A 22746-nucleotide genomic window follows, 5' to 3' on the forward strand; every position below is an offset into this window, starting at 1 on the left:
ATATCCTTAAAGCACCTCTATCTGGTTCTTCAGCAGATCTTCGAAACTATCACGTTTACGTATAAGGTAAGTTTTATCATCCATTACCATTATTTCGGCAGGTTTCAGTCTGGAATTGAAATTAGATGACATCTCGAACCCATATGCTCCAGCATTATAAAATACCAGCAAATCACCCTCACGAACCTCATTGAGTGTTCGGTCCCATGCGAAGGTGTCGGTTTCACATATATTTCCAACTACAGTGTAGATGCGTTCACTACCATTCGCATTGCTTATGTTTTTGATACGGTGGTAGGCATCATAAAACATCGGCCTGATAAGATGATTAAAGCCACTGTTCACACCCACAAAAACAGTAGCAGTAGTTTGTTTGATGACATTTGCCTTAACTATAAAATACCCGGATTCACTAACAAGATATTTCCCGGGTTCGAACCATACTTCCAGATCCTGACCAGTTTCCCGCTGGTAATTTTTGAAAGCCTCGGTTACTTTTTCACCGAGCAGGTTAATATCTGTCTGAACATCGCCTTCCTGATATGGAACTTTAAATCCACTACCCAGGTCAATGAACTTCAGGGCAGGAAAATGTGTTGCAATTTCAAACATTACTTCAAGGCCCTGCAGGAAAACATTTACATCCTTTATATCACTTCCGGTGTGCATATGGATGCCCGCAACATTTAATCCGGTTGATTTCACCACCCTCTCTATATGCCTGATCTGGTGAATGGAGATACCGAATTTACTATCTATATGGCCAGTTGAAATCTTGTAATTACCCCCTCCCATAATGTGAGGGTTGAAGCGGATACAAATGGGATAGGAACCCCCGTATTTTGTTCCAAACTGCTCAAGAATTGAAATATTGTCTATGTTCAGGTTAACGCCGAGCTGCTTTCCTTCATCGATCTCCGCAAAGTCTACACAGTTGGGGGTGAATAGAATTCTGTCGGGTGTAAAACCGGCACGCAAGCCAAGTTTCACTTCGTTTATACTCACACAATCAAGCGATGCGCCAATGGACTCAATATATTTAAGAATATTGATATTGCTGAGTGCTTTACAGGCATAGAAAAAGCGTGCATTGCATTTGGTGAAGGCAGATTTCAGTTTTTCATACTGTTCACTGATCTGGTTGACATTGTAAACATAAACGGGAGTACCATATTCCTGGGCGATCTGCACCAGGTACTCATTAGATAAATAAGACATAAATAATTTTGCTTGCGAATTGGGCGAATATACATCCAAAACACAATTTATTCCGGATCCTCTTCTTCCCCTTCACCAGTTTGGGGGATTTCATTATCCTCATCCGGATTATTTTCGGTTTGATTGCTTTCTTCTTCCTCTTTCTCTTGGCGGGAAAGGGTTTCCAATAATTCCCCATTTTCACTTACAAGGAGAACTGAATTGGGATCCTCCATGGTATCAACCATTGTATCGGTCACCTGCTCATCGTCACCATTCGCAACGTGAAGGTTATTACCAAACATAAGTGTGGGCTCCACGGCCTGTTCAGCAAGTACTTCCTTGATACGAGGCAGATCCTCGGGTCCATTCAATCCGAAATAATCCATGAATGATCTTGAAGTAACATATACGAGCGGCTTGCCGGGCAGTTCCTCATTCCTGCCGCTGATTATAATCAGTTCTTTCTCGAGTAATTTCTGGATGCTGTAATCTGCACTAACGCCCCTGATTGATTCTATTTCTGATTTGGTGATGGGCTGCTTATAGGCAATGATGGCCAGTGTTTCCATTGCGGCGGGACTCAATCGTTTCAGGAATTTATCTCCATTAAGTTGGGCTACCGTCTTATGATATTCCTTCTTTGTAAGGAATTGGAAGCCACCCCCACTGAACCGCAGTTCAAAAGGATAAAATTCAGATTGATATTTTTCAATTATGCCTTCTATGCCAGCTTCCACCTGCTCGAGGCTGATCTTATCTTCCATGAACCCAAAAGCCTGGTTGACCAGGTCGGTCAGTTCCAAAGCGCCGAGGGGCTTTTCACTGGCGAATATCAATGCTTCAATATGGGGTATGATATGTCCGATTTCCATAGTCGTAATTTTTAAGGTACCGTTGCCACAATACACCTTGGTTTGCAGCAATCAACATGCCGCAAGCTTCTATTTATTTGATAAAAAGGGAAATGGAGTTTTGCACAATGTGGAAAAGCCTCTGATTGGGCAAAAAAATAGCGACCATTGGTCGCTATTTTCAATATTTCGAATATACTAATCAGTAATTCTTATCCTGACCCAATATTAACCCTGCAATGCTGCTGCCCCACTTACTATCTCAGTAAGTTCAGTTGTAATGGCTGCCTGGCGGGCACGGTTATAACTGATCTTCAGTGAGCGCAGGAGTTCGTTTGCGTTCTCAGAGGCCTTATCCATGGCCGTCATACGTGCACCATGTTCAGATGCATTCGCATCCAGAACTGCCTTGTATAATTGTGTATTAAGGATCTTTGGCATTAGTTCCGCAATCAGCTCTTCCTTATTTGGTTCGAAGATGAAATCGCTTTTTTTTGTTTTAGCACCAGGCTTCACTTTGGGAATTGGAAGGAACCGCTCTACTACAAAGCGCTGGGTAGCGGCATTCTTGAATTCACTGTAAACAACCTCCACCAGATCAAACTGCTTCTCTTCAAAGGCCTTTACTGCAGCTTGTGCGCAGGCCTGAACTGTCTCGAAACGGAGGTCAAGGAAGAGATCTTTAAAAGTTGCATCCACCTTATAATTGGATTTGAGCATGGATTCATACCCCTTTTTACCAATATTCCAGATTGCAACATTGCCTGCCGCTGCCTGGCTGGCATATTTTTCTGCGATCACCGCTTTGGCCGCTTTAATGACATTAGCATTGTAGGCACCGGCCAGTCCGCGATCGCTGGTTATAACGATCAGCAATACCCTATCAACATGTCTTTCAGTAGCGAGAGTTCCACCCAGCTCGCCTTCGGTATTGCTAACGATATTGCTGAGCATTTCCTGCAGCTTATTGGCATAGGGACGCATCTGGATAATGGCATCCTGGGCACGGCGCAGTTTTGCAGCACTTACCATTTTCATTGCCTTTGTGATCTGCTGGGTACTTTGTACCGATTTGATCCTGTTGCGTACCTCTTTTAGTGCTCCTGACATGTCTCAAATAATTATTAAATAAAAATCCCACCAGGAGCCAAAACGCCTATGTTTTCAGCTACCCTGATGGGGCGCAAAGTTAGGTTATTACCGTAAAAAAAGAAATTCTTTGTTACTGGTTTAAACTACTTAATGGGTATAATATATATACTCGCTGTAATTCTTACCTCCCTGGCTGAAAAGCCGCTTTACAACAAACTCTGTAGCAGTAAGATTATAAATAGTCAGGAAAGTACCTGTTGAGATGTATAGCTTTTTAGTGCTTTCTTCCCAACTCCAGGTGAAAGGCTTTTGCTGTGGTTCACCGGCACAAACATTTGTTCCCTCATGCTGGATTCCCTCGGTGTCAGTAGTAAAAATTACATAATCATCCTTGTCACATTGCTGGTAAAAGGGGATTGCGTTGTTTTCCAGCTTCCCGTCATTATTATAATCATATGCCGGGTCAACGAGGTGCTTGGTTATTTTCCAAACGCCCGATTTAAGGTTTGCGTTTGAAAAGGTGAATTGAGAGGGTTGAACATCAACCGGGAACAAATAAGGGTTCTCTTCATCACCTTTGTCGCTGCAGGCATTAAGGCCAAAAACGGCGAACATCAGGGTGGTTGATAAGGTAAGCGTACGAATAACAGACTTCATGTGTTCTTTTTTACTTATGGGAACCGGCAAATTACACTATTCTTTCCTTTTATCAAAGCAACCGGCGCCTACGCAGCCCTATCAAATTGCCAATTCCTGATACAGATTTATTACCTTTGACGCCCTGTCAATTTGACCTTTTTTGATTTGTAGCATTGAAATTGACAGGTTTATAACTCATTTGAACTATTATATAAGACAATACCCAAAACATGTTAGGTTTTATACAGAAGTTATTTGGTGGCAGTAAATCAGAGAAAGATGTAAAGATCATCCAACCGATTGTAGCCAAGGTTAACGAATATTTCACTACTTACCAGTCCTTGACCAATGACCAGCTTAGGGCCAAAACCACAGAATTCAAACAGCGAATCCAGGATCACCTGAAAGCTGTGGATGCAGAGATCGCAGAAGCAAATGCCGCCGCAGAGGCGCTTCCTTTTAATGATTTCACAGGTAAAGACACCATTTACCAGGAGGTTGATAAACTTCGCAAAAAGCGGAATGAACATATTGAGGAGATCCTTAAAGAAATTGCTCCTGAAGCGTTTGCCGTTGTAAAAGAAACCGGCCGTCGATTTAAGGAAAACACCGTTCTCACAGCCACCGCAACTGATCTTGACCGCAAACTAGCTGTCAATAAACAACATATAACAATTGAAGGCGACCAGTCCAATTTCAGCAACACCTGGATAGCAGGTGGAGGTACAGTTACCTGGAACATGGTACATTATGATGTTCAGCTAATCGGCGGATATGTTTTACATACCGGCAAAATCTCAGAAATGGCAACAGGTGAAGGTAAGACCCTCGTCTCCACCCTTCCCGCCTACCTGAATGCGCTGGCAGGTGAAGGCGTTCACATCGTTACCGTGAATGATTACCTGGCTCGACGTGACTCTGAATGGAATGGTCCTATTTTCGAATGGCTGGGATTGACGGTTGATTGCATTGATAAGCACCAGCCCAACAGTGAAGAAAGAAGAGCAGCCTACCATGCTGATATCACCTATGGCACCAATAATGAATTCGGTTTTGATTATCTCCGTGATAACATGGTTCATAGTCCGGAAGAAATGGTGCAGCGAAAACATCATTTCGCCATGGTGGATGAAGTTGACTCCGTATTGATTGATGATGCCCGAACTCCACTTATCATTTCTGGTCCGGTGCCTAGAGGCGATGAACAACAATATCATCTTCTTAAGCCAAGGGTACTCCAACTGGTTGAAGCGCAGAAACAAGTGGTAAATAAATTCCTGAACGAGGCTCGTAAAAAGATAAGTGAGGGCAATGATGATCCAAAGGATGGAGGTATGGCGCTGATGCGTGCCTATCGCGGCTTGCCTAAAACAAGCGCTCTTATAAAATTCCTCAGTGAGCCGGGAATAAGGGTCAAATTGCAGAAAGCCGAAAATTATTATCTGGCCGACCAGCAAAAGGAAATGCCAAGGGTTGACTCTGAGCTGTTTTTCTATATTGATGAGAAAAACAATTCAGTTGATCTCACTGATCGCGGTATCCAGATGATCACCAAATCAGGAGAAGATCCCGACTTTTTTGTACTGCCTGATATCAGTGTAAAACTTGGCGAAATAGAAAGCAGTGATGCCAGCGCCGAAGAAAAACTACATAGTAAGGAAGTATTGCTTAATGAATATACACTCAAGGCCGATCGTATACATACCATCCACCAGTTGCTCAAATCATATACCTTGTTCGACAAAGATGTTGAGTATGTAGTGATAGATGGACAGGTGAAGATTGTAGATGAACAAACTGGCCGTATCATGGAGGGAAGGCGTTATTCGGACGGACTTCACCAGGCCATTGAAGCAAAGGAGAATGTGAAGATCGAGGCTGCTACTCAAACCTATGCAACCATTACGCTGCAGAATTATTTCAGGATGTACCACAAGCTCGCGGGCATGACCGGTACTGCAGAAACAGAAGCAGCAGAGCTTTGGGATATCTATAAATTGGATGTGGTGAATATCCCAACCAATGTGCAGGTAATCCGTAAAGACCAGCAGGATCTTGTTTATAAGACCAAGCGCGAAAAATATTCAGCAGTAATTGACGAGATTGAAAACCTTCGCACAGCTGGCCGTCCGGTACTTGTAGGTACTACCTCAGTTGAGGTGAGTGAATTGCTAAGCAGAATGTTGCAGGTTAAAAAAATTCCGCATAACGTATTGAACGCAAAGCAACACGCCCGTGAAGCTCAGGTTGTAGCAGAAGCAGGATTTGCCGGAGCGGTTACCATTGCTACCAACATGGCTGGTAGGGGTACCGATATAAAACTTGGGCCTGGTGTGAAAGAAGCTGGTGGACTTGCCATTATTGGTACCGAAAGGCATGAAAGCCGTCGCGTCGATCGCCAGTTGAGAGGCCGTGCCGGTCGCCAGGGTGATCCGGGTACTTCGCAGTTTTATGTTTCGATGGAAGATGACCTGATGCGAATGTTCGGTTCAGACCGTATCGCTTCTCTCATGGATAGAATGGGTTACAAGGAAGGGGAAGTGATACAGCATAGCATGATCACCAAGAGTATTGAGCGTGCTCAGAAAAAAGTAGAGGAGAATAACTTTGGAATCAGGAAGCGCCTGCTTGAATACGATGACGTAATGAACAAGCAAAGGAATGTGGTGTATAAAAAACGCCAGCATGCGCTCTTTGGCGAAAGACTGGCGCTTGACCTCGATAATGCATTCTATGGTGTGGCAGAGGGTCTTATCAGTTCTTTCAAGGAGCAGGAAGACTTCGAAGGGTTCAAACTGGCAGCCATCGTAAACTTTGGTATCGACACTGCAATCACATCAGAAGAATTCAAGTCTGTAAATGCGCAGCAATTGTCAGACAGACTTTATAATGAGGCTACCGAAAGTTATCAAAGGAAGATGGATGCCCTGCGCGTTCAGGCTGTCCCCGTTTTCCAGAATATCAGGACAACGCAGGGAGGACATATTGAAAATGTTGTGGTACCATTCACCGATGGCAGAAAAGCCGTTAGTGTGTTAAGTAATATGCAGAAAACCCTTGACACTGATGGCCGTGAATTGGTGAACGCTGTTGAACGCTCAATAACCCTTGCATTGATCGATGATGCATGGAAAGAACACCTGCGTGCAATGGATGACCTCAAACAAAGTGTTCAAACGGCTTATCTCGAACAGAAAGATCCCCTTGTAATTTATAAGGTTGAGGCCTTTGAACTTTTCCGTAAAATGGATGGTGAGGTTAATAGGGAGATCGTTTCCTTCCTCAGCCATAGCGGTATACCAATGGAACAACAAAGACCAGCCGATATCATCCGCGAAGGCCATGAAGAGAAAACCGACATGAGCAAGTTGCAGGCTAATAAAGAGGAGATAGAAGCCAAAGGAGATGATTATGCCGCCAACCAGAATGATTATTTCGATCCATCTGGTGGACCAGCGGTTCGGGAGCCAATTCGGGTTGGACCCAAAGTTGGGCGTAATGATCCATGCCCATGTGGAAGTGGTAAAAAGTTCAAAAACTGCCACGGAAGCAATCTCTGATAACCACTCAATAATTTTTTATAAGGTGTCCCCCGGGGCACCTTTTTTTTATACTTAACTTCCTGCCATGAAACTGTTAACAACCCTTCTGCTCATTATGCTTTCGATAGCATCAATGGCACAGAAAAAAACAAAGCACGGCAAATGGATTCAACTCTTCAATGGTAAAGACCTTACTAACTGGAAAATAAAAATCAAGGATCATCCGCTGAATGAAAATTATGCCAATACATTCAGGGTTGTGGACGGGAAGCTGACGGTTAACTACGACCAGTATGATAGTTTCAAGGAGAAATATGGCCATATTTTTTATGATCGCCCCTTCTCCTATTACCTCCTGGTAGTGGAATATCGTTTCACTGGGCAGCAATGTAAAGATGGTCCCGGGTGGGCAATAAGAAACAGTGGGGCCATGTTACATGGTCAATCGCCCGAAAGCATGGCTTTAGAGCAGGACTTTCCCATCTCACTGGAAGCACAGTTCCTTGGCGGTAATGGAAAAGATGAACGGACAACAGGAAACCTGTGTACTCCGGGAACCAATGTTGTCATGGATGGCAAAGTTTTTACCCCGCACTGTGTGAATTCAGTTTCAAAAACATATCATGGTGACCAATGGGTAAGGGCTGAAATGTTGGTGCTGGGCGACTCAATTGTTCAGCATATCATTGAGGGGGATACTGTTTTACGATTTATGCAACCTCAATATGATGGCAAAGATCCATGGGTACAGAAAGCAAAACTTTCTGGCGGACAAACAATAAAGGAAGGGTACATTTCACTCCAGGCCGAAAGCCATCCTGTAGAATTCAGGAAAGTAGAATTGTTAGACCTCGGGAAATACAAAAACAACCCGAAGAAACTACGCAAAGCAATTCATGCACTTCAAAAACATTCCTAGGTTAACCAATATGGTCCCATTTTATGCGGGACCATATTGATTAAGAATTCAATTTCTCCTTTGTCGTTTACTTCTTTTGGAAATGAAGCACCTCACCAGATGCTACATTATCATCTTCTAATTCAATAAGACTGCTTGTTAATGTTTTTACAACCCAGTCATTGTTGAGTTCGAGGAGGTCAGCATCTGATGTTACCAACGTAATATCGAGTTTCTTTTTCCCATCATCCATTCGGATCCCCCATGTACCAGTAACAGAAACTCCTGTTTTTGATACAGTTAGGTTACCACCATTTGCAAATACAAAAGTATATCCGGTATAATGAGCTGTTTCATCAATATTATCATCTGTATATAGATGAACCACCCAGCCACCACTTGTGATGATGGAATTATCAGTAGGCACAGGATCATCGTCAGAAGAACATGCCCAAAAACCAATAACCATCAGGAGAGCCAGACTAATCAACAATTTCATTCGCTTCATAACTAAGGATTTTGTTACCTTAAGTTACAACGAGGGAAAAAGGAAAAAGGTGATAAATATCACTCAGAGCCTGGTAACGTAAACTTCTTCGCGCTTTTTTACTTCTGTAGTAAAACTCTGGTAAGTTTTGTAAGGTTTTCCCTTTCCACTCTTTTTCTCAAGCTCCCACTGCAAAAAAGTAATATCCTTGGGAACAGCGATCCTTTTCAGAAAAATTGGTGAAGTGAAATTATCACTGTATAGGACGGTGCCATTTGATTTATCGCGTAGTGTAATTTCATTCCGCGAGCCATCACTGTTGATGAACTGTATCCGGAAATAATAATACTCCTCATCACTACCAAGATAACTTACCTGGGGTTGTTCATCCGCGATGGAATCAAGCGCCAACACTGGGTTTCCCGAAGGTAACGAAGGTGCAGCACCTGCAACCGACGTGGCCGTCAATACGGTTGCTGCGATCAAAAAACGCAACGATACAATTGAAAGAATTTGCCTTTTCATACAATAACATTTTTTGTTAAGAATGCTTTTTGTACAGCAGCACGTTAGTAGCATTTAAGCCAAAACAAAAATTCGTTACACTATGTGGGCAAATGTTGAGGGAAAGCAATCTGCTTTTATGGAAGCAAAGCGGATGGAGGAAATGAATAATCCTCATTGATTAATACCGAAACTAAGAAAAAGTAACCCATTCACAAAAAAAAAGCCAGGCAGATTGCCTGGCTTTAATAAATGAACTGTAGCTTATTTAGCGTATTTCTGTTTATAACGCTCGTATAACTGTTTGTGCTTATCAGTTAAATCCACATGACGGCCCTGGATAAATGCGTGGGTAACAACGCTACTTCTCATATCCAGAATATCTCCTTCACTCACAACAATATTTGCATCCTTTCCTACTTCGATGGAACCCGTTCTGTCACCTACTCCTAGTATGGTTGCAGCGTTCAGGGTTATAGCCTGCAGGGCCTGTTCCTTCGTGAGGCCGTAGGCAGCCGCTGTTCCTGCATTGAATGGAAGGTTACGACCTCTTGTTTGTCCGTCTTCGTCATTGATCGCAAAAAGGACACCTGCTTTCTGTAATGCTGCAGCAGTTTTGTAAGGCTGGTCTACATCATCATCCTGCATGGTTGGCAAACTGTGGGGTTGATTAAGGATCACAGCTATATTATTTGCTTTCAGAAGCGGTGCTATCTGGTAACTTTCGCTTCCGCCTACTATTACTACATCCATTCCAAACTCCTTCACAAAGTCAATAGCTACAAGCATCTCCTTAACGATATCACAATGCACAAATAGTTTCTGACTCTTGTTAAAGAGGCCTTTTACAGAAGCATATTTAAGGTTGGTTGAACCGGGCTTCGCGGTATTTGCGTAGGCTTGCGCCTGCCTGAAAAAAGCTTTGACTTCAGCAATCTGTTCCATCCCCCGTTTCAGAGGATCCGTTTGGGGAACAATTCCCATAAAAGCAGCAAATGGATTTGGCCTGTTGATCAGGCTGGGCATACGGAAGTGGATGGCATTCTCCATGCGATATGCCGCATCTTCATAATTCCAGGCATCTAGTTGTACCACGGAAGATGATCCGCTGATCAGGCCTCCTAAAGGAACCACATTTGCAAGTAATATTCCATTACTCTTTAAAGTATTGATAACCTTGGAATCAGTGTTGTAAGCAACAATTGCCCTGACAGAAGGATTCAGATCACCGATCTCCCTGCTGTCTACAGTAGCGCGAACACTTGGTACCTCTACCAGACCGAGCTGTGAATTGGTGAGAATAAGTCCGGGATAAACATGCTTTCCCTTCACATCAAAAACCTTTACGTCACCTTGTGGAACGGGTAAATCCTTTCCAATCTTATCTATTTTTCCGTTGCGGACCTCAATAGTTGTACCCTCCATAACCTGTCCATTTCCAACGTGAACGGTTGCATTAGTTATAAATAACAACCCCTTATATTCTTTCGCAGGGTAAACGTTTTCCTGTGCCTGGCTTGCAGTGGTCAATAGTAAACCACAACATATGGTGAATAATAATTTCTTCATTTTTTTGCCTTTAATTGTTACCGTTGATTTCATCTGCATCTACTACAAGCAAACCATGATTATGATAATGGTCGCTGCAGGTATGCATCAATTCCATGCTTGCCTCAGCTGGTCTTGAAGGCATACCCGCCTTTTTCTCTCCCATCATTTTCTGGACAAGCCGGCTGCGCTCTTCTACAATCTTAGCGCGCAGTTCCTTGTCTTTTTCACGGTCAAAATAAACTATACCATCAACTATGGTTTTTTCGGCCCTTGCATAAATACTTAGTGGGTTATCTGACCATAGAACAAGGTCAGCATCCTTTCCAACTTTGATACTTCCCACACGGTCATCCACATGGAGCATTTTTGCCGGATTTAGGGTTACCATCTTCAATGCATCTTCCTCGCTCATTCCACCATATTTCACACTTTTAGCGGCTTCCTGGTTGAGGCGGCGCGCCATCTCGGCATCATCGGAGTTGATAGCTACATTAAGACCAACCTGGTGCATAAGTGTAGCATTGTAAGGAATAGCATCAACTACTTCCATCTTATAATTCCACCAGTCACTGAATGTCGAAACGCTGGCGCCATGTTCTTTCATCTTATCAGCTACCTTATAACCCTCCAGAATATGCGTAAATGTATTGAAGGTAAATCCGAACTTCTCTCCTACCCTCATTGCAGCTGTGATCTCACTTTGCACATAAGAGTGACAGGTAATGAAACGTTTCTTATTAATGATCTCGGCCAATGCATCCAACTCAAGATCACGACGCACAACCGTCCATGGAACGGTAGCTGTTGATTTCTTTCCCTTCGTTATAGAAGATGCTGCCTTTACAGCATTGTCATAATCGAGTGCACGGGTAAATGCATCCATCAATACTTCTTCCACACCCATCCTTGAATCAGGGAAACGGTTATTCTGTGAGGCACCAGAGCGCTTCACATTTTCCCCCAGGGCAAATTTGATAAACGGATCCCAGTTGGCGAATTTCAGGTCTTCCGCATTAGCACCCCAACGTAGTTTAATAAGTTGGGTTTGTCCACCAATGGTATTTGCTGAACCATGAAGTATATGCGAAGATGTTACACCACCACTCAGCTGGCGATAAATATTGATATCATCCGGATTGAGGTTATCAGCAATACGAACTTCCGAAGTAACTGATTGTCCGCCTTCATTAATTGATGCAGCCGCAATATGAGAATGCTCATCAATAATACCCGCAGTTAAATGCTTTCCGGTACCATCTACAATTTTTGCACCCCCGTCGGCAAGACCTTTACCAATGGCTGTTATTTTTCCGTTCTTTACCATTACATCGGCGCCTTCAAGGCGACCTTCCTTCTCGTTTGTCCAAACCGTAGCATTCCTGATGAGGATAGCCTCCTGGGCAGGCGTTTTTTCCCAGCCATACCCATTGAAAGGATAAGTGACTGATGTCAATTGTGTCACTGGCTTTTTCCTGACGCTATCTTCTTTGGATAAGGCAGCCTTTGTCAGGCTTGCCACCCAAAGCACTTTATTCCCATTCACATCTTCTCCGCTGCCATGCCATTCATCACCAATTTTAGCACCACTCAAACGGATATTCTTTTTTGATTGCTTGCTTTCAGGAAAGCTTATACGAACCATCTTGCCATCAAAACTGAACCTGGCAGGTATTGTATCCTTATCAATTATTTGGGCGCTGTTGCTATTTTTTACATCAAGTAAATATTTTGAACTTCCCTTATCTGAACTCAGTGTAATGGTATACTGTCCGGCAGCAGCATCCCAGCCTGATTCATTCAATGAATATTTTTCGCCCTGTATCCAGTTCTGGAAAATAGTTGTCTTCTCAGCAAATACAGGTCCTGAAGTGATAATGAAATTAGCAAGTTTGCCAGCATCGATACTTCCTACTTCACTATACATTCCTAATAAGGTTGCAGGCGTTTTTGTGAGAGCCTCAAGTGCTTTATTCTCCGACAATCCATACTCTATGGCTTTGCGCAATGCGGCCATAAACTGTTTAGTGTCGCGCAGATCGGCAGTTGTTATGCAGAACGGAATATTCGCTTTTTCAAAAGTAGCAGCATTTGTTGGCGCCAGCTCCCAATGTTTCATATCTGATAAGGAAACAAATCGAGCATCATTCGGATCATCTACATCCATAGCCTGGGGGAAATTCAGTGGCAGGATGAATGCTGCCTTTGAAGCTGCCATATCGCTGATGCGCTGGTATTCATTTCCACCTGCTTTAATTATATACTGTACACCGAACTCATCACCGATCTTATCAGCGCGAAGGGCGTTCCATTTATCATTGGCTTCAAAAACCTGGGGAAGCGCCTGTATATCATTCCAGGCACGGAGGCTCAGGTTAAGGCCTTCCTTATGCTGGTTTTTCTGGTACCATTTGGCATCAATGAAAGATTGTCTCAATAATGCAATGGCTCCCATCAATGAACCTGGATAGCTTTGCGTGGAACTGCCCTTATTAAATGAATAATGCGCCGTTGCACGGTCTTTCAAAATCACTTTATTCTCCTTTTCATTGGCAAGTGTTACCACTGTACCCGTACCTCTAGCTATTCCATCCTTCTGGTGGGTTAACACGGTGCCGAAGCCCAGTTCCCGCAATCCTTTTGCCTTTGCATCATCGGCAACAAAAAGAGTGGCAGCGGAAACATCTGCCTTAATAGCCTGGTTCCAGCCATATGGCCCTTTCTGGTTTGAAGCTAGCTGTGCGGGCGCATTAAAATTAAATCCACGCTGCTGCCGTTCAACTACCGGCATCCCGTAATCGCTGTAGATATCAATAAAGGAAGGATAAATATACTTCCCTTTGCAATCGATCACCATGGCCTCTTTTGGAACAGGTACATTGGTACCCACGGCAATGATTCTGCCCTCCCTTACAACAAGTGTAGCAGTTGTAAGGGTGGTCTTTTCACTGGAAACGATCGTGGCATTTGTAAATGCGTAAGTAGATTGACGTTCTTCTGCTATGCCATTGACAGGAAAGGTCGGCTGTGCATGAACGAGGGACGCTAAAAGCAGTCCGCCCAATAGGGACGTAAGCCTTCGCCCGTGGTGAAACAGGGTTTGCCTTCTCATGAGTGTTAGTTTATTTAGCTATCGCCGAATATAAGTAAATGGTATAACTTCGATTACCGATTTTTATCAACGGCATATATTGTTTATGAACATCGCCGCATTCATTGATCATACGATCCTTAAGCCCACAACAACCATCGCAGAAATTGAACAATGCTGTTCAGAAGCTGTTCAATATGGCTTTGCCGCCGTTTGTGTTCCCCCACCTTTTGTTAAAAGATGTGCCACTATACTGGCCCCCACCAATGTAAAAATCGCAACGGTGGTAGGATTTCCTTTCGGTTATTCTGCAACGGAAGCCAAGGTGGCGGAAACAATACTGGCCATTGTGGATGGCGCCCACGAAATAGATATGGTAATAAATCTTATTGCGTTAAGGCAGGCCGATTACGCCTATATCCAGAAAGAGGTAAGCCTGCTTGTGGAGGTTTGCCACAATAAAGGCCGCATCCTTAAGGTGATTATTGAATCCGGAATCCTTAGCCCCGAAGAGATCATCAGCTGTTGTGAAAAACTCGGGCCGCTGGGCATTGATTTCATGAAAACCTCCACTGGTTACGCCGAAAAAGGCGCCAGCATTGAAGCCGTTCAGCTGATGAAAAAACATCTCCCCGCCTCTGTCAGGATCAAGGCATCAGGAGGCATCCGTGATTTTGCCACCGCCAGTTCCATGGTAAATGCCGGGGCAACCAGACTCGGCTGCAGTGCCAGCATTGCTATTGTTTCCGGAGCACCTGACCACCAAGTGGGTGGGTATTAACGTCTACAGGTATAGTTTGGCGAGGAATTTGATAAATCACCTATATGAAACCCTTTGCATTGTTACTGACTTGCGCGCTTATTACCATCTCAGCATTTTCACAAATGCCTGCTGATTCATTAACCGTTCACAAAGATTCCAGGATTGACCTTTTAATACAAAAACAGGTAGAGATAAATGAATACACTACCCGTAATGCACGACGAACTGCAAAAGGCTTTCGGATACAGGTGATCAATACAACCGACAGGAATGCCGCCATCGAAGCAAAAACCACTGTGTACAGGCTTTACCCTGAGCTGAAAGCATACCTGATGTACCAGAGTCCATATTTCCGCCTACGGGTAGGAAATTTTGAGAGTCGCGATGAAGCAGAAACCTACCAGCGCCAGCTGGCGAGAGAATTCAAGCAGAATGTTTACATAGTAAATGATACCATTGAGGTGAACCCTGATAAGAGTGGTGAACTCTGATGCACCACTCTGCTGATGCCTTCTCCCTATATTTGCGGAATGTCATTAAAAGATAGCATCCTTCAAAAAGCAGCTACCTATGCCGATGAATTTATTGCCATCAGGCATCACCTCCATGCCAATCCTGAATTAAGCTACCAGGAATTTGAAACAAGCGCCTTTATACAGGACTTTCTGCAAAAGCAGGGTATTCCTTTTATTATCATGGCCGAAACAGGTGTGGTTGGAATAATTGAGGGGCGCAATCCCTCCTCCCGCACCATTGCCCTTCGCGCCGATATGGATGCCCTTCCTATCCAGGAAGCAAATGAGGTTCCTTATAAGTCCATCAAAAAAGGCATCATGCATGCGTGTGGACATGATGTTCACACAACCTGTCTGCTGGGAGCCGCAAAGATCCTCCATGAATTGAAAGGAGATTGGGAAGGAACCATTAAGCTTCTTTTTCAGCCCGGTGAAGAAAAGAACCCGGGTGGTGCTAGTCTCATGATCAGGGATGGAGTACTGGAAAATCCAAAGCCCGCGGCAATATTTGGCATGCATGTTCACCCCCAGATGCAGGTAGGGCAAGTGAGCTTCCGCAGTGGAAAAGTAATGGCAAGTGCCGATGAGATCTATATTACTATAAAGGCCAAAGGGGGCCATGCTGCAGCACCTCATACCACAGCCGACCCCATCCTCATTGCATCGCATATAGTTATTGCATTACAGCAGGTGATCAGCCGAAACGCTGACCCCGTGCAGCGTTCAGTACTCTCAATTACTTCCTTCCAGGGCGGACATACAACTAATGTTATTCCACATGAAGTTAAGCTCATGGGAACATTCAGGGCCATGGACGAAGAATGGCGTTATAAAGCCCATGTACTAATCCGGAATATTGTAGAAGGACTGGCAACTGCAATGGGTGCAGAAATTGACCTGCATATTGATATCGGATACCCCACTGTTTATAATAACGAGATGCTGCATGTGGTGGCTGTGGAAAAAGCCATTGAATTGTTGGGCACCACCAGAGTGGAAGAAACCGAGATCCGAATGGGTGCTGAAGACTTTGGCTATTATTCCCAAAAGATACCGGGATGTTTTTATAGGCTGGGTGTAATGAACAAGGAGAAAGGCATCAGTTCAGGTGTTCATACCCCAACATTCAATATAGATGAAGATGCAATCGCCACCGGAATAGCAATGATGGCATGGCTTGGCGCTACTGCCAATTATCCGTCCTGATACCATTTTCGTATTTTGCACCCCTCAAACTAACCGTGCCCCATAAAATTTCTGTATGAGTAAAGAAACCAGAAGATTTCAGGCCCTGGAATATCATTCAAAGGGCAAACCTGGCAAAATTGAAGTTGTACCGACCAAAGAAGCTAAGACCCAGCGCGATCTTTCGCTTGCATACAGCCCTGGCGTAGCCGAGCCCTGCCTCGAGATCGCCGCAAATAAAGAGAATGCATATAAATATACTGCCAAGGGAAACCTGGTAGGTGTTATCAGTAATGGTACAGCAGTACTTGGTTTAGGGGATATAGGTCCTGAAGCAAGTAAACCCGTGATGGAAGGAAAGGCCGTACTCTTTAAGATTTTCGCTGATATCGATGTTTTTGATATCGAGATAAATGAAAAGGATCCTGTGAAGTTTGTTGAGATTGTGAAATCACTGGAACCCACTTTTGGTGGCATCAACCTGGAAGATATAAAGGCACCCGAATGCTTTTATATAGAACAGCAGTTGAGGGAGCAACTCAATATCCCGGTGATGCATGATGACCAGCACGGAACGGCCATTATTAGTTCTGCCGCTCTACTCAATGCACTTGAGCTACAAAAGAAAAAGATCGATAAAGTAAAGTTTGTAATAAATGGGGCTGGTGCAGCTGCTATGGCATGTGTTAAGCTTTATGTTTCACTTGGTGCACGCTATGAGAATTTCATATTATTTGATAAAGATGGCGTTTTACACAAGGGAAGAACTGATCTGGGAAAAGATAAAGAACCTTTCGCAGTAAAGGGAACAGACTGGAGTCTGGAGAAAGCTATGAAGGATGCCGATGTTTTCCTTGGGCTTAGTGTAGGCAATGTTGTTACCCGTGAAATGGTGCAGAGCATGGCTAAAAACCCTATTGTATTTGCGATGGCCAATCCCAATCCGGAGATCACTTATGATATGGCTGTAAGCGCCCGCAAGGATATCATCATGGCAACGGGCAGAAGTGATTTTCCCAACCAGGTAAACAATGTATTGGGATTCCCCTTTATATTTCGTGGCGCCCTCGATGTTAGGGCCCGGCAGATCAATGAAGCCATGAAACTGGCTGCTGTACACGCTTTGGCCGATCTCGCCAAAACACCGGTTCCCGATATCGTTAACCTCGCCTATAATGAACGCAACATCGTTTTTGGTGCTGAATATATCATTCCAAAACCTTTGGACCCCCGACTTTTATCGACCATTGCGCCTGCAGTAGCAAGGGCTGCGATAGAAAGTGGTGTAGCAACTACCACCATCGCTGATTGGGATGCCTATGCTGTAGAGCTCAACCGCCGGTTGGGCCTCGATAACCAGCTTATGAGAGTGATAGGGAGCAAGGCAAGGCGTGATCCAAAGCGCCTTGTATTTGCGGAAGCCGATAATCTTAAGATTCTCAAAGCAGCACAGATAGTATTTGAGGAAGGCGTCGCATATCCCATCCTGTTAGGAGATGAAAAAAAGATCCGGAGTATTGCTGAAGCAAATAATCTGGACCTGGAAGGGTTGCCCATTATTGATCCAAGGAGTGACGCTGAAGAAGAAAGACGTAAGTTTTATGGCCAGTTGTTTTTCCAGAAGCGCCAGAGAAAAGGAATGAATAAGTATGAGTCTTTCAAGATAATGAAAGACAGGAATTACTTTGGCTGCATGATGGTGGAAACAGGAGATGCTGATGCGATGATTTCCGGGTTGACAAGAAACTATGACGAAACCATCCGCCCCGCTTTACAGGTGATCGGTACCGAAGAAGGGGTAAAGAAAATTGCCGGGATGTACCTCTTGCTTACCAAAAAGGGGCCAATTTTCATGGCAGATACAACGGTAAACTTTAATCCGACTGCCGAAGAACTTGCAGAAATAACATTAATGGTTGCCAAGGAGGTGCGGAATTTCAACCTCACTCCTCGTATCGCCATGCTCAGCTATTCTAATTTCGGAAGCAGCGCATCGCCGGAGGCTCAATTGGTGGCCAGCGCCCGTAAGATCGTAAAGGAAAAAAATCCTTCCCTTGTAGTTGACGGAGAGATGCAGGCAAGCGTAGCATTCAATAAGGATATACTTAAAGAGAATTACCCTTTCAGTGAACTCGTTGATAAAGATGTTAACACACTCATTTTCCCCAACCTCGCGGCAGGCAACATTGCTTACAACCTGCTAAGGGAAGTAGGCGGGGCCGATGCTGTGGGACCCATATTAATGGGAATGAAGAAGCCGGTACATGTATTGCAACTGGGAAGTTCGGTACGCAGCATTTTCAATATGGCACTGGTGGCAGTAATTGATGCCCAGATAAAATGCGGCAAAACCGATACCGCGGGTATTGTTACCAAATCCAAATGGTGGAAACGCTTCAGCAAAGTATCGAAAGATATATAGTATTTTACGCAACAAGCTAGCAACGAATGAAATTATTCACTGAAATAGGTCGCTTCTTATTAATGCTGAAAGGCATGTTTGCCCGGCCGGAGAATAGTAAGGTATACTGGAAAGAATTCATGCACCAATGCTCCGATATCGGAATTGGTTCCCTTGGAATTGTTGTGATCATTTCTATTTTCATGGGTGCCGTATCAACGCTGCAGACCGCCTACCAGTTGGTTAGTCCACTTATTCCAAAGTCATCCATCGCACAAATTGTACGCGATACTGTATTGCTGGAGTTTGCTCCTACCCTTGTATGCATTGTTCTTGCAGGTGTGGTGGGTTCCAAGATTGCAAGTGAACTGGGTAATATGCGGGTAAGCGAACAGATCGATGCCCTGGAGATCATGGGAATCAATACAAAAACATACCTGGTTCTTCCAAAGATCGTTGCTGCACTATTGGTAATACCTATGCTTGTTGTAATATCAGCTGCCCTTGGCATCTGGGGTGGAAGGATCGCCGGTTCAGCCGCACAGATACTTTCAACAACCGATTTTGATAAGGGACTCCTGCAATCGTTTCTACCCTATAATGTTTTCTTCGCAATGGTGAAAGCATATGTATTCGCTTTTATTATATCAAGCGTTCCTGCTTATTATGGATATCATGTTAAAGGCGGTGCACTTGAGATCGGACGGGCTAGTACAAAATCAGTGGTAGTGAGTTGTGTACTGATACTGTTTGCGGATTATTTACTGGCAGCAATACTATTGTAGTTCAAACCTCAACTTATTAATTGTGATTGAAGTTCAGAATCTGAAAAAAGGCTTTGGTGAGAAGATCGTTATCAACGATGTAAGTGCTGTTATGGAAGCCGGAAAATGCAACCTCATAATAGGTTCAAGTGGAAGTGGTAAGACCGTTTTCATGAAATGCCTGGTTGGCCTCTATAAACCTGATGCAGGAAAGATACTCTATCATGGCGTGGATTTTACAACTATGGATGATGCTGACCGAAAAGAAATACGGAAAGAGATCGGCATGCTCTTCCAGGGCTCAGCACTGTTCGACAGTCTCACCGTAGAACAGAACATCCAGTTCCCCCTTAATATGTTCACTGACTGGACACTCGCAGAAAAAAGAAAGCGTGTAAATGAAGTGCTCGACCGGGTTGAATTAAATGGAGCCAATAAGAAGTTTCCAGCCGAAATAAGCGGAGGTATGAAAAAGCGGGTGGGTATTGCAAGAGCTATTGTGCTGAATCCAAAATTCCTTTTTTGTGATGAGCCTAACTCCGGACTTGACCCGCAAACATCTTTGGTAATCGACAAGCTCATCAAAGAACTGACCCTTGAATACGATATTACCACTGTAATCAATACCCACGACATGAACAGCGTGATGGAAATTGGAGATAAGATCATCTATATGTACCAGGGAGTGAAAGAATGGGAAGGAAATAATAAGGAAATTATATTCAGTAAGAACCAACGGTTGAATGAATTCATATTCGCCTCTGAGTTTCTCCGTGATGCAAAGGATATGCGAATGCTGGAGCAAACGGGTAAAATTGATGAAAACCGCAACATGGAAGACATGATGAAGTAATTTCCCTTAGTTTTGCCCCCGATTCAGCCCCCATTGGGACATCTTCATATTAAAACCAAGCCATATGAGCGTTTTAGTCAATAAAGATTCTAAGATAATTGTACAGGGATTTACAGGTACCGAAGGAACCTTTCATGCCACCCAGATGATTGAGTACGGTAGCCAGGTTGTAGGTGGAGTAACACCCGGCAAAGGTGGAAGTTCACATCTTGATCGTCCGGTTTTCAATACAGTTTCAGAAGCAGTATCTGCAACGGGTGCAAACGTTTCCATCATATTTGTTCCACCTGCTTTTGCAGCCGACGCTATCATGGAAGCAACCGATGCCGGCATCGAACTGATCGTTTGTATTACTGAAGGGATACCTGTGCAGGATATGGTTAAAGCCAAAAATTTTATGGCTGGAAAGAACTCACGCCTTATTGGACCCAACTGTCCGGGTGTAATCACTGCCGGTGAGTGTAAAGTAGGTATCATGCCCGGAATGATTTTCATTCCAGGTAAAGTTGGCATCGTTTCTAAAAGCGGTACACTTACTTACGAAGCAGCCGACCAGCTTGCTAAAGCCGGACTTGGCGTAACAACTGCTATTGGTATTGGTGGGGACCCTATCATCGGTACAACTACAAAAGAGGCTGTAGAATTATTAATGAATGATCCGCAAACAGAAGCCATTGTAATGATCGGTGAGATCGGAGGTAGCATGGAAGCAGAGGCGGCTCAGTGGATAAAAGAAAATGGAACAAAGCCAGTTGTAGGATTCATCGCCGGACAAACTGCTCCTCCCGGTAGAAGGATGGGCCATGCCGGTGCCATCGTTGGTGGAGCAGATGATACTGCTGCAGCAAAAATGAAGATCATGGCTGAATGTGGAATACATGTTGTTCAAAGTCCGGCTGATATCGGTAAGAAGATGGCAGAAGTACTTAAGTAATAATTAGTTGACATTAAAATATTGTAATGCGGCCCGTTTGACGGGTCGCATTACTTATATTAGCACTTCTATAATCCTCTCCAATCCTTCGAATCTCCTTCTACCTGTTAAAAGGTAATGACGACTGCCTCTTCCCGAACCAATTAATTATTTAAATCAAACAAGATGAGAAGAATCTTTACTCTGATTATTTCCGCAACTTTATTGGTATTACAGGTAAAGGCGCAGCAAGGCGTTTTCGTTGAAAGTGTTGGAACAGGTACATCACCATCCGTCAATACTTATACGGGATGGACATCCGGATTGCCGTCAGCAAATTTCACAGGTACGGCAGGGGTCTCAATTGTTGCACCGGATGCAACGAATACTGCAAGCATAAATGGTGGTTCAATGGTGCGGATGTTTGCAACTGGACAAAATGAACAACAGACTTTTACTATTTCCAATATTCCCGTTGCCAATTTTCCTGTAATTGCCATAAGTTTTAATATTCGAAGAGTTGGTAATAACAGTACAACCTTTGTTGAGTACAGTTTAAATGGAACCACCTGGACAGCTTTTACCTTTTTACCAGCAATTCCGGCCGATGCTTTCAATTGGCAACCGCAAACCTCTGCTACCGTAACTTTACCCCTTGGCACTACTTCATTATCAATAAGATTTAGAACTCAAAATACAAACGCTGCCAATGACAGAACCACTTATATAGATGGAATAGTTGTTGGCCCACTGGCTTTACTGCCTCTCACAACCCGTAATTTCACAGCAGTACCCCGCAATGGTAGAGTCAACCTAAGCTGGACAGGTGTTGCCACTCATATGAATTCAAAATTTGAAGTTGAACGCAGTAGTAAAGGCAACAGCGGATTCACAGCTATATCAACCATTCCAACCAGGATAATTGGTGAATCAACTTACTCATTCACAGATGAGAGTCCTCTTTTACCCGCCAGCCACTACCGTATCCGTATAACCGATGAGAATGGTCGTGTTTCGTATACAAAAGTGCTTAAAGTTGCTATACGCGGTGCTCATTTTGCTCTCGATAACCTGTTCCCTTCGGTAGCAAATGCCCAGGTGAATCTCGTAGTCAGCAGTTCCTCCAGCAAGCCCATTGAAGTTTTTGTATTTGATTCCTATGGCCGAATGGTAATCCAAAAAAAGATTGTTGTTGCCACAGGCAGTCAGTCCTATCCTCTTGATATCACTCGACTCAACAGCGGCAGTTATACAGTAAGACTCAGCCAGGAAAATGAAATAATCACAGGGAAATTCATCAAACAATAAATAATTTCCGCTATTTAGTTAGAAATAACCGCCTCCATAGGGCGGTTATTTTTTGCCCATTCGTCGAAATCAACCCCAATACCCTTGCAGTTCCAGAGAAGGGTTTATACTTTAGCACTCACTCCACTACATCCCCCTGAAAAACCGGTAGCAGTTTCCAAGTCCTTGAATCAGGAAATTTATTCGTACACC

18 protein-coding genes are annotated in these 22746 nt (G+C 43.8%); 10 read left to right on the forward strand and 8 right to left on the reverse strand.

The features are described 5' to 3' along the window. Nucleotides 1-6: 6 nt before the first annotated feature. From lysA to V6M43_RS02980, 4 genes are all read right to left on the reverse strand, one after another. Nucleotides 7-1218: a diaminopimelate decarboxylase gene (gene lysA / locus V6M43_RS02965; RefSeq protein WP_332732546.1), complete on the reverse strand. Its 1212-nt coding sequence runs from the start codon at nucleotides 1216-1218 to the stop codon at nucleotides 7-9. Between the two features lie 47 nt (nucleotides 1219-1265). Beyond that, entirely contained in the window at nucleotides 1266-2072 is an 807-nt protein-coding gene (gene scpB, locus V6M43_RS02970) for an SMC-Scp complex subunit ScpB (RefSeq protein ID WP_332732547.1), read from the reverse strand. Nucleotides 2073-2279: 207 nt separating this feature from the next. After that, nucleotides 2280-3161, reverse strand: a complete 882-nt coding sequence (gene atpG / locus V6M43_RS02975; protein WP_332732548.1) for an ATP synthase F1 subunit gamma — start codon at nucleotides 3159-3161, stop codon at nucleotides 2280-2282. A 129-nt stretch (nucleotides 3162-3290) separates the two neighbouring features. Further along, nucleotides 3291-3800, reverse strand: coding sequence for a hypothetical protein (locus V6M43_RS02980; protein WP_332732549.1), 510 nt, complete (start codon nucleotides 3798-3800; stop codon nucleotides 3291-3293). Between the two features lie 212 nt (nucleotides 3801-4012). Here V6M43_RS02980 and secA point away from each other — a divergent pair, with 212 nt between their 5' ends. After that, nucleotides 4013-7342 (forward strand): preprotein translocase subunit SecA, encoded by a 3330-nt coding sequence (gene secA / locus V6M43_RS02985; RefSeq protein WP_332732550.1) that lies wholly within the window; start codon nucleotides 4013-4015, stop codon nucleotides 7340-7342. 67 nt (nucleotides 7343-7409) lie between these two features. Further along, the gene (locus V6M43_RS02990) at nucleotides 7410-8243 is read left to right on the forward strand and encodes a 3-keto-disaccharide hydrolase (protein WP_332732551.1); all 834 of its coding nucleotides are present in this window, start codon (nucleotides 7410-7412) and stop codon (nucleotides 8241-8243) included. Nucleotides 8244-8310: 67 nt separating this feature from the next. Here the strand turns inward: V6M43_RS02990 and V6M43_RS02995 are convergent, their stop codons facing one another. From V6M43_RS02995 to V6M43_RS03010, 4 genes are all read right to left on the reverse strand, one after another. Then, the gene (locus V6M43_RS02995) at nucleotides 8311-8730 is read right to left on the reverse strand and encodes a hypothetical protein (protein ID WP_332732552.1); all 420 of its coding nucleotides are present in this window, start codon (nucleotides 8728-8730) and stop codon (nucleotides 8311-8313) included. A 63-nt stretch (nucleotides 8731-8793) separates the two neighbouring features. Continuing rightward, nucleotides 8794-9234 (reverse strand): hypothetical protein, encoded by a 441-nt coding sequence (locus V6M43_RS03000; RefSeq protein WP_332732553.1) that lies wholly within the window; start codon nucleotides 9232-9234, stop codon nucleotides 8794-8796. Nucleotides 9235-9477: 243 nt separating this feature from the next. Next, nucleotides 9478-10782: an amidohydrolase family protein gene (locus V6M43_RS03005; protein ID WP_332732554.1), complete on the reverse strand. Its 1305-nt coding sequence runs from the start codon at nucleotides 10780-10782 to the stop codon at nucleotides 9478-9480. A 10-nt stretch (nucleotides 10783-10792) separates the two neighbouring features. Further along, complete coding sequence (locus tag V6M43_RS03010; protein WP_332732555.1) at nucleotides 10793-13873, reverse strand: amidohydrolase family protein; 3081 nt, start codon at nucleotides 13871-13873, stop codon at nucleotides 10793-10795. Between the two features lie 85 nt (nucleotides 13874-13958). Here V6M43_RS03010 and deoC point away from each other — a divergent pair, with 85 nt between their 5' ends. The 8 genes from deoC (at nucleotide 13959) to V6M43_RS03050 (ending at nucleotide 22554) form a co-directional block, all read left to right on the forward strand. Further along, nucleotides 13959-14633, forward strand: a complete 675-nt coding sequence (gene deoC / locus V6M43_RS03015) for a deoxyribose-phosphate aldolase (protein WP_332732556.1) — start codon at nucleotides 13959-13961, stop codon at nucleotides 14631-14633. A gap of 44 nt (nucleotides 14634-14677) precedes the next feature. Then, the gene (locus V6M43_RS03020) at nucleotides 14678-15106 is read left to right on the forward strand and encodes an SPOR domain-containing protein (RefSeq protein ID WP_332732557.1); all 429 of its coding nucleotides are present in this window, start codon (nucleotides 14678-14680) and stop codon (nucleotides 15104-15106) included. 39 nt (nucleotides 15107-15145) lie between these two features. After that, nucleotides 15146-16336, forward strand: coding sequence for a M20 metallopeptidase family protein (locus V6M43_RS03025; RefSeq protein ID WP_332732558.1), 1191 nt, complete (start codon nucleotides 15146-15148; stop codon nucleotides 16334-16336). A 55-nt stretch (nucleotides 16337-16391) separates the two neighbouring features. After that, entirely contained in the window at nucleotides 16392-18737 is a 2346-nt protein-coding gene (locus tag V6M43_RS03030) for an NADP-dependent malic enzyme (protein ID WP_332732559.1), read from the forward strand. 26 nt (nucleotides 18738-18763) lie between these two features. Next, nucleotides 18764-19501: an MlaE family ABC transporter permease gene (locus V6M43_RS03035; protein ID WP_332732560.1), complete on the forward strand. Its 738-nt coding sequence runs from the start codon at nucleotides 18764-18766 to the stop codon at nucleotides 19499-19501. Between the two features lie 22 nt (nucleotides 19502-19523). Then, nucleotides 19524-20333, forward strand: coding sequence for an ABC transporter ATP-binding protein (locus V6M43_RS03040; RefSeq protein WP_332732561.1), 810 nt, complete (start codon nucleotides 19524-19526; stop codon nucleotides 20331-20333). A 64-nt stretch (nucleotides 20334-20397) separates the two neighbouring features. Further along, complete coding sequence (gene sucD / locus V6M43_RS03045; RefSeq protein ID WP_332732562.1) at nucleotides 20398-21267, forward strand: succinate--CoA ligase subunit alpha; 870 nt, start codon at nucleotides 20398-20400, stop codon at nucleotides 21265-21267. 165 nt (nucleotides 21268-21432) lie between these two features. Further along, nucleotides 21433-22554 (forward strand): T9SS type A sorting domain-containing protein, encoded by a 1122-nt coding sequence (locus V6M43_RS03050; protein WP_332732563.1) that lies wholly within the window; start codon nucleotides 21433-21435, stop codon nucleotides 22552-22554. The last annotated feature ends 192 nt before the right edge of the window (nucleotides 22555-22746 follow it).

This window comes from Flavihumibacter sp. (genome assembly GCF_036676075.1).
Taxonomy (GTDB): Bacteria; Bacteroidota; Bacteroidia; order Chitinophagales; family Chitinophagaceae; genus Flavihumibacter.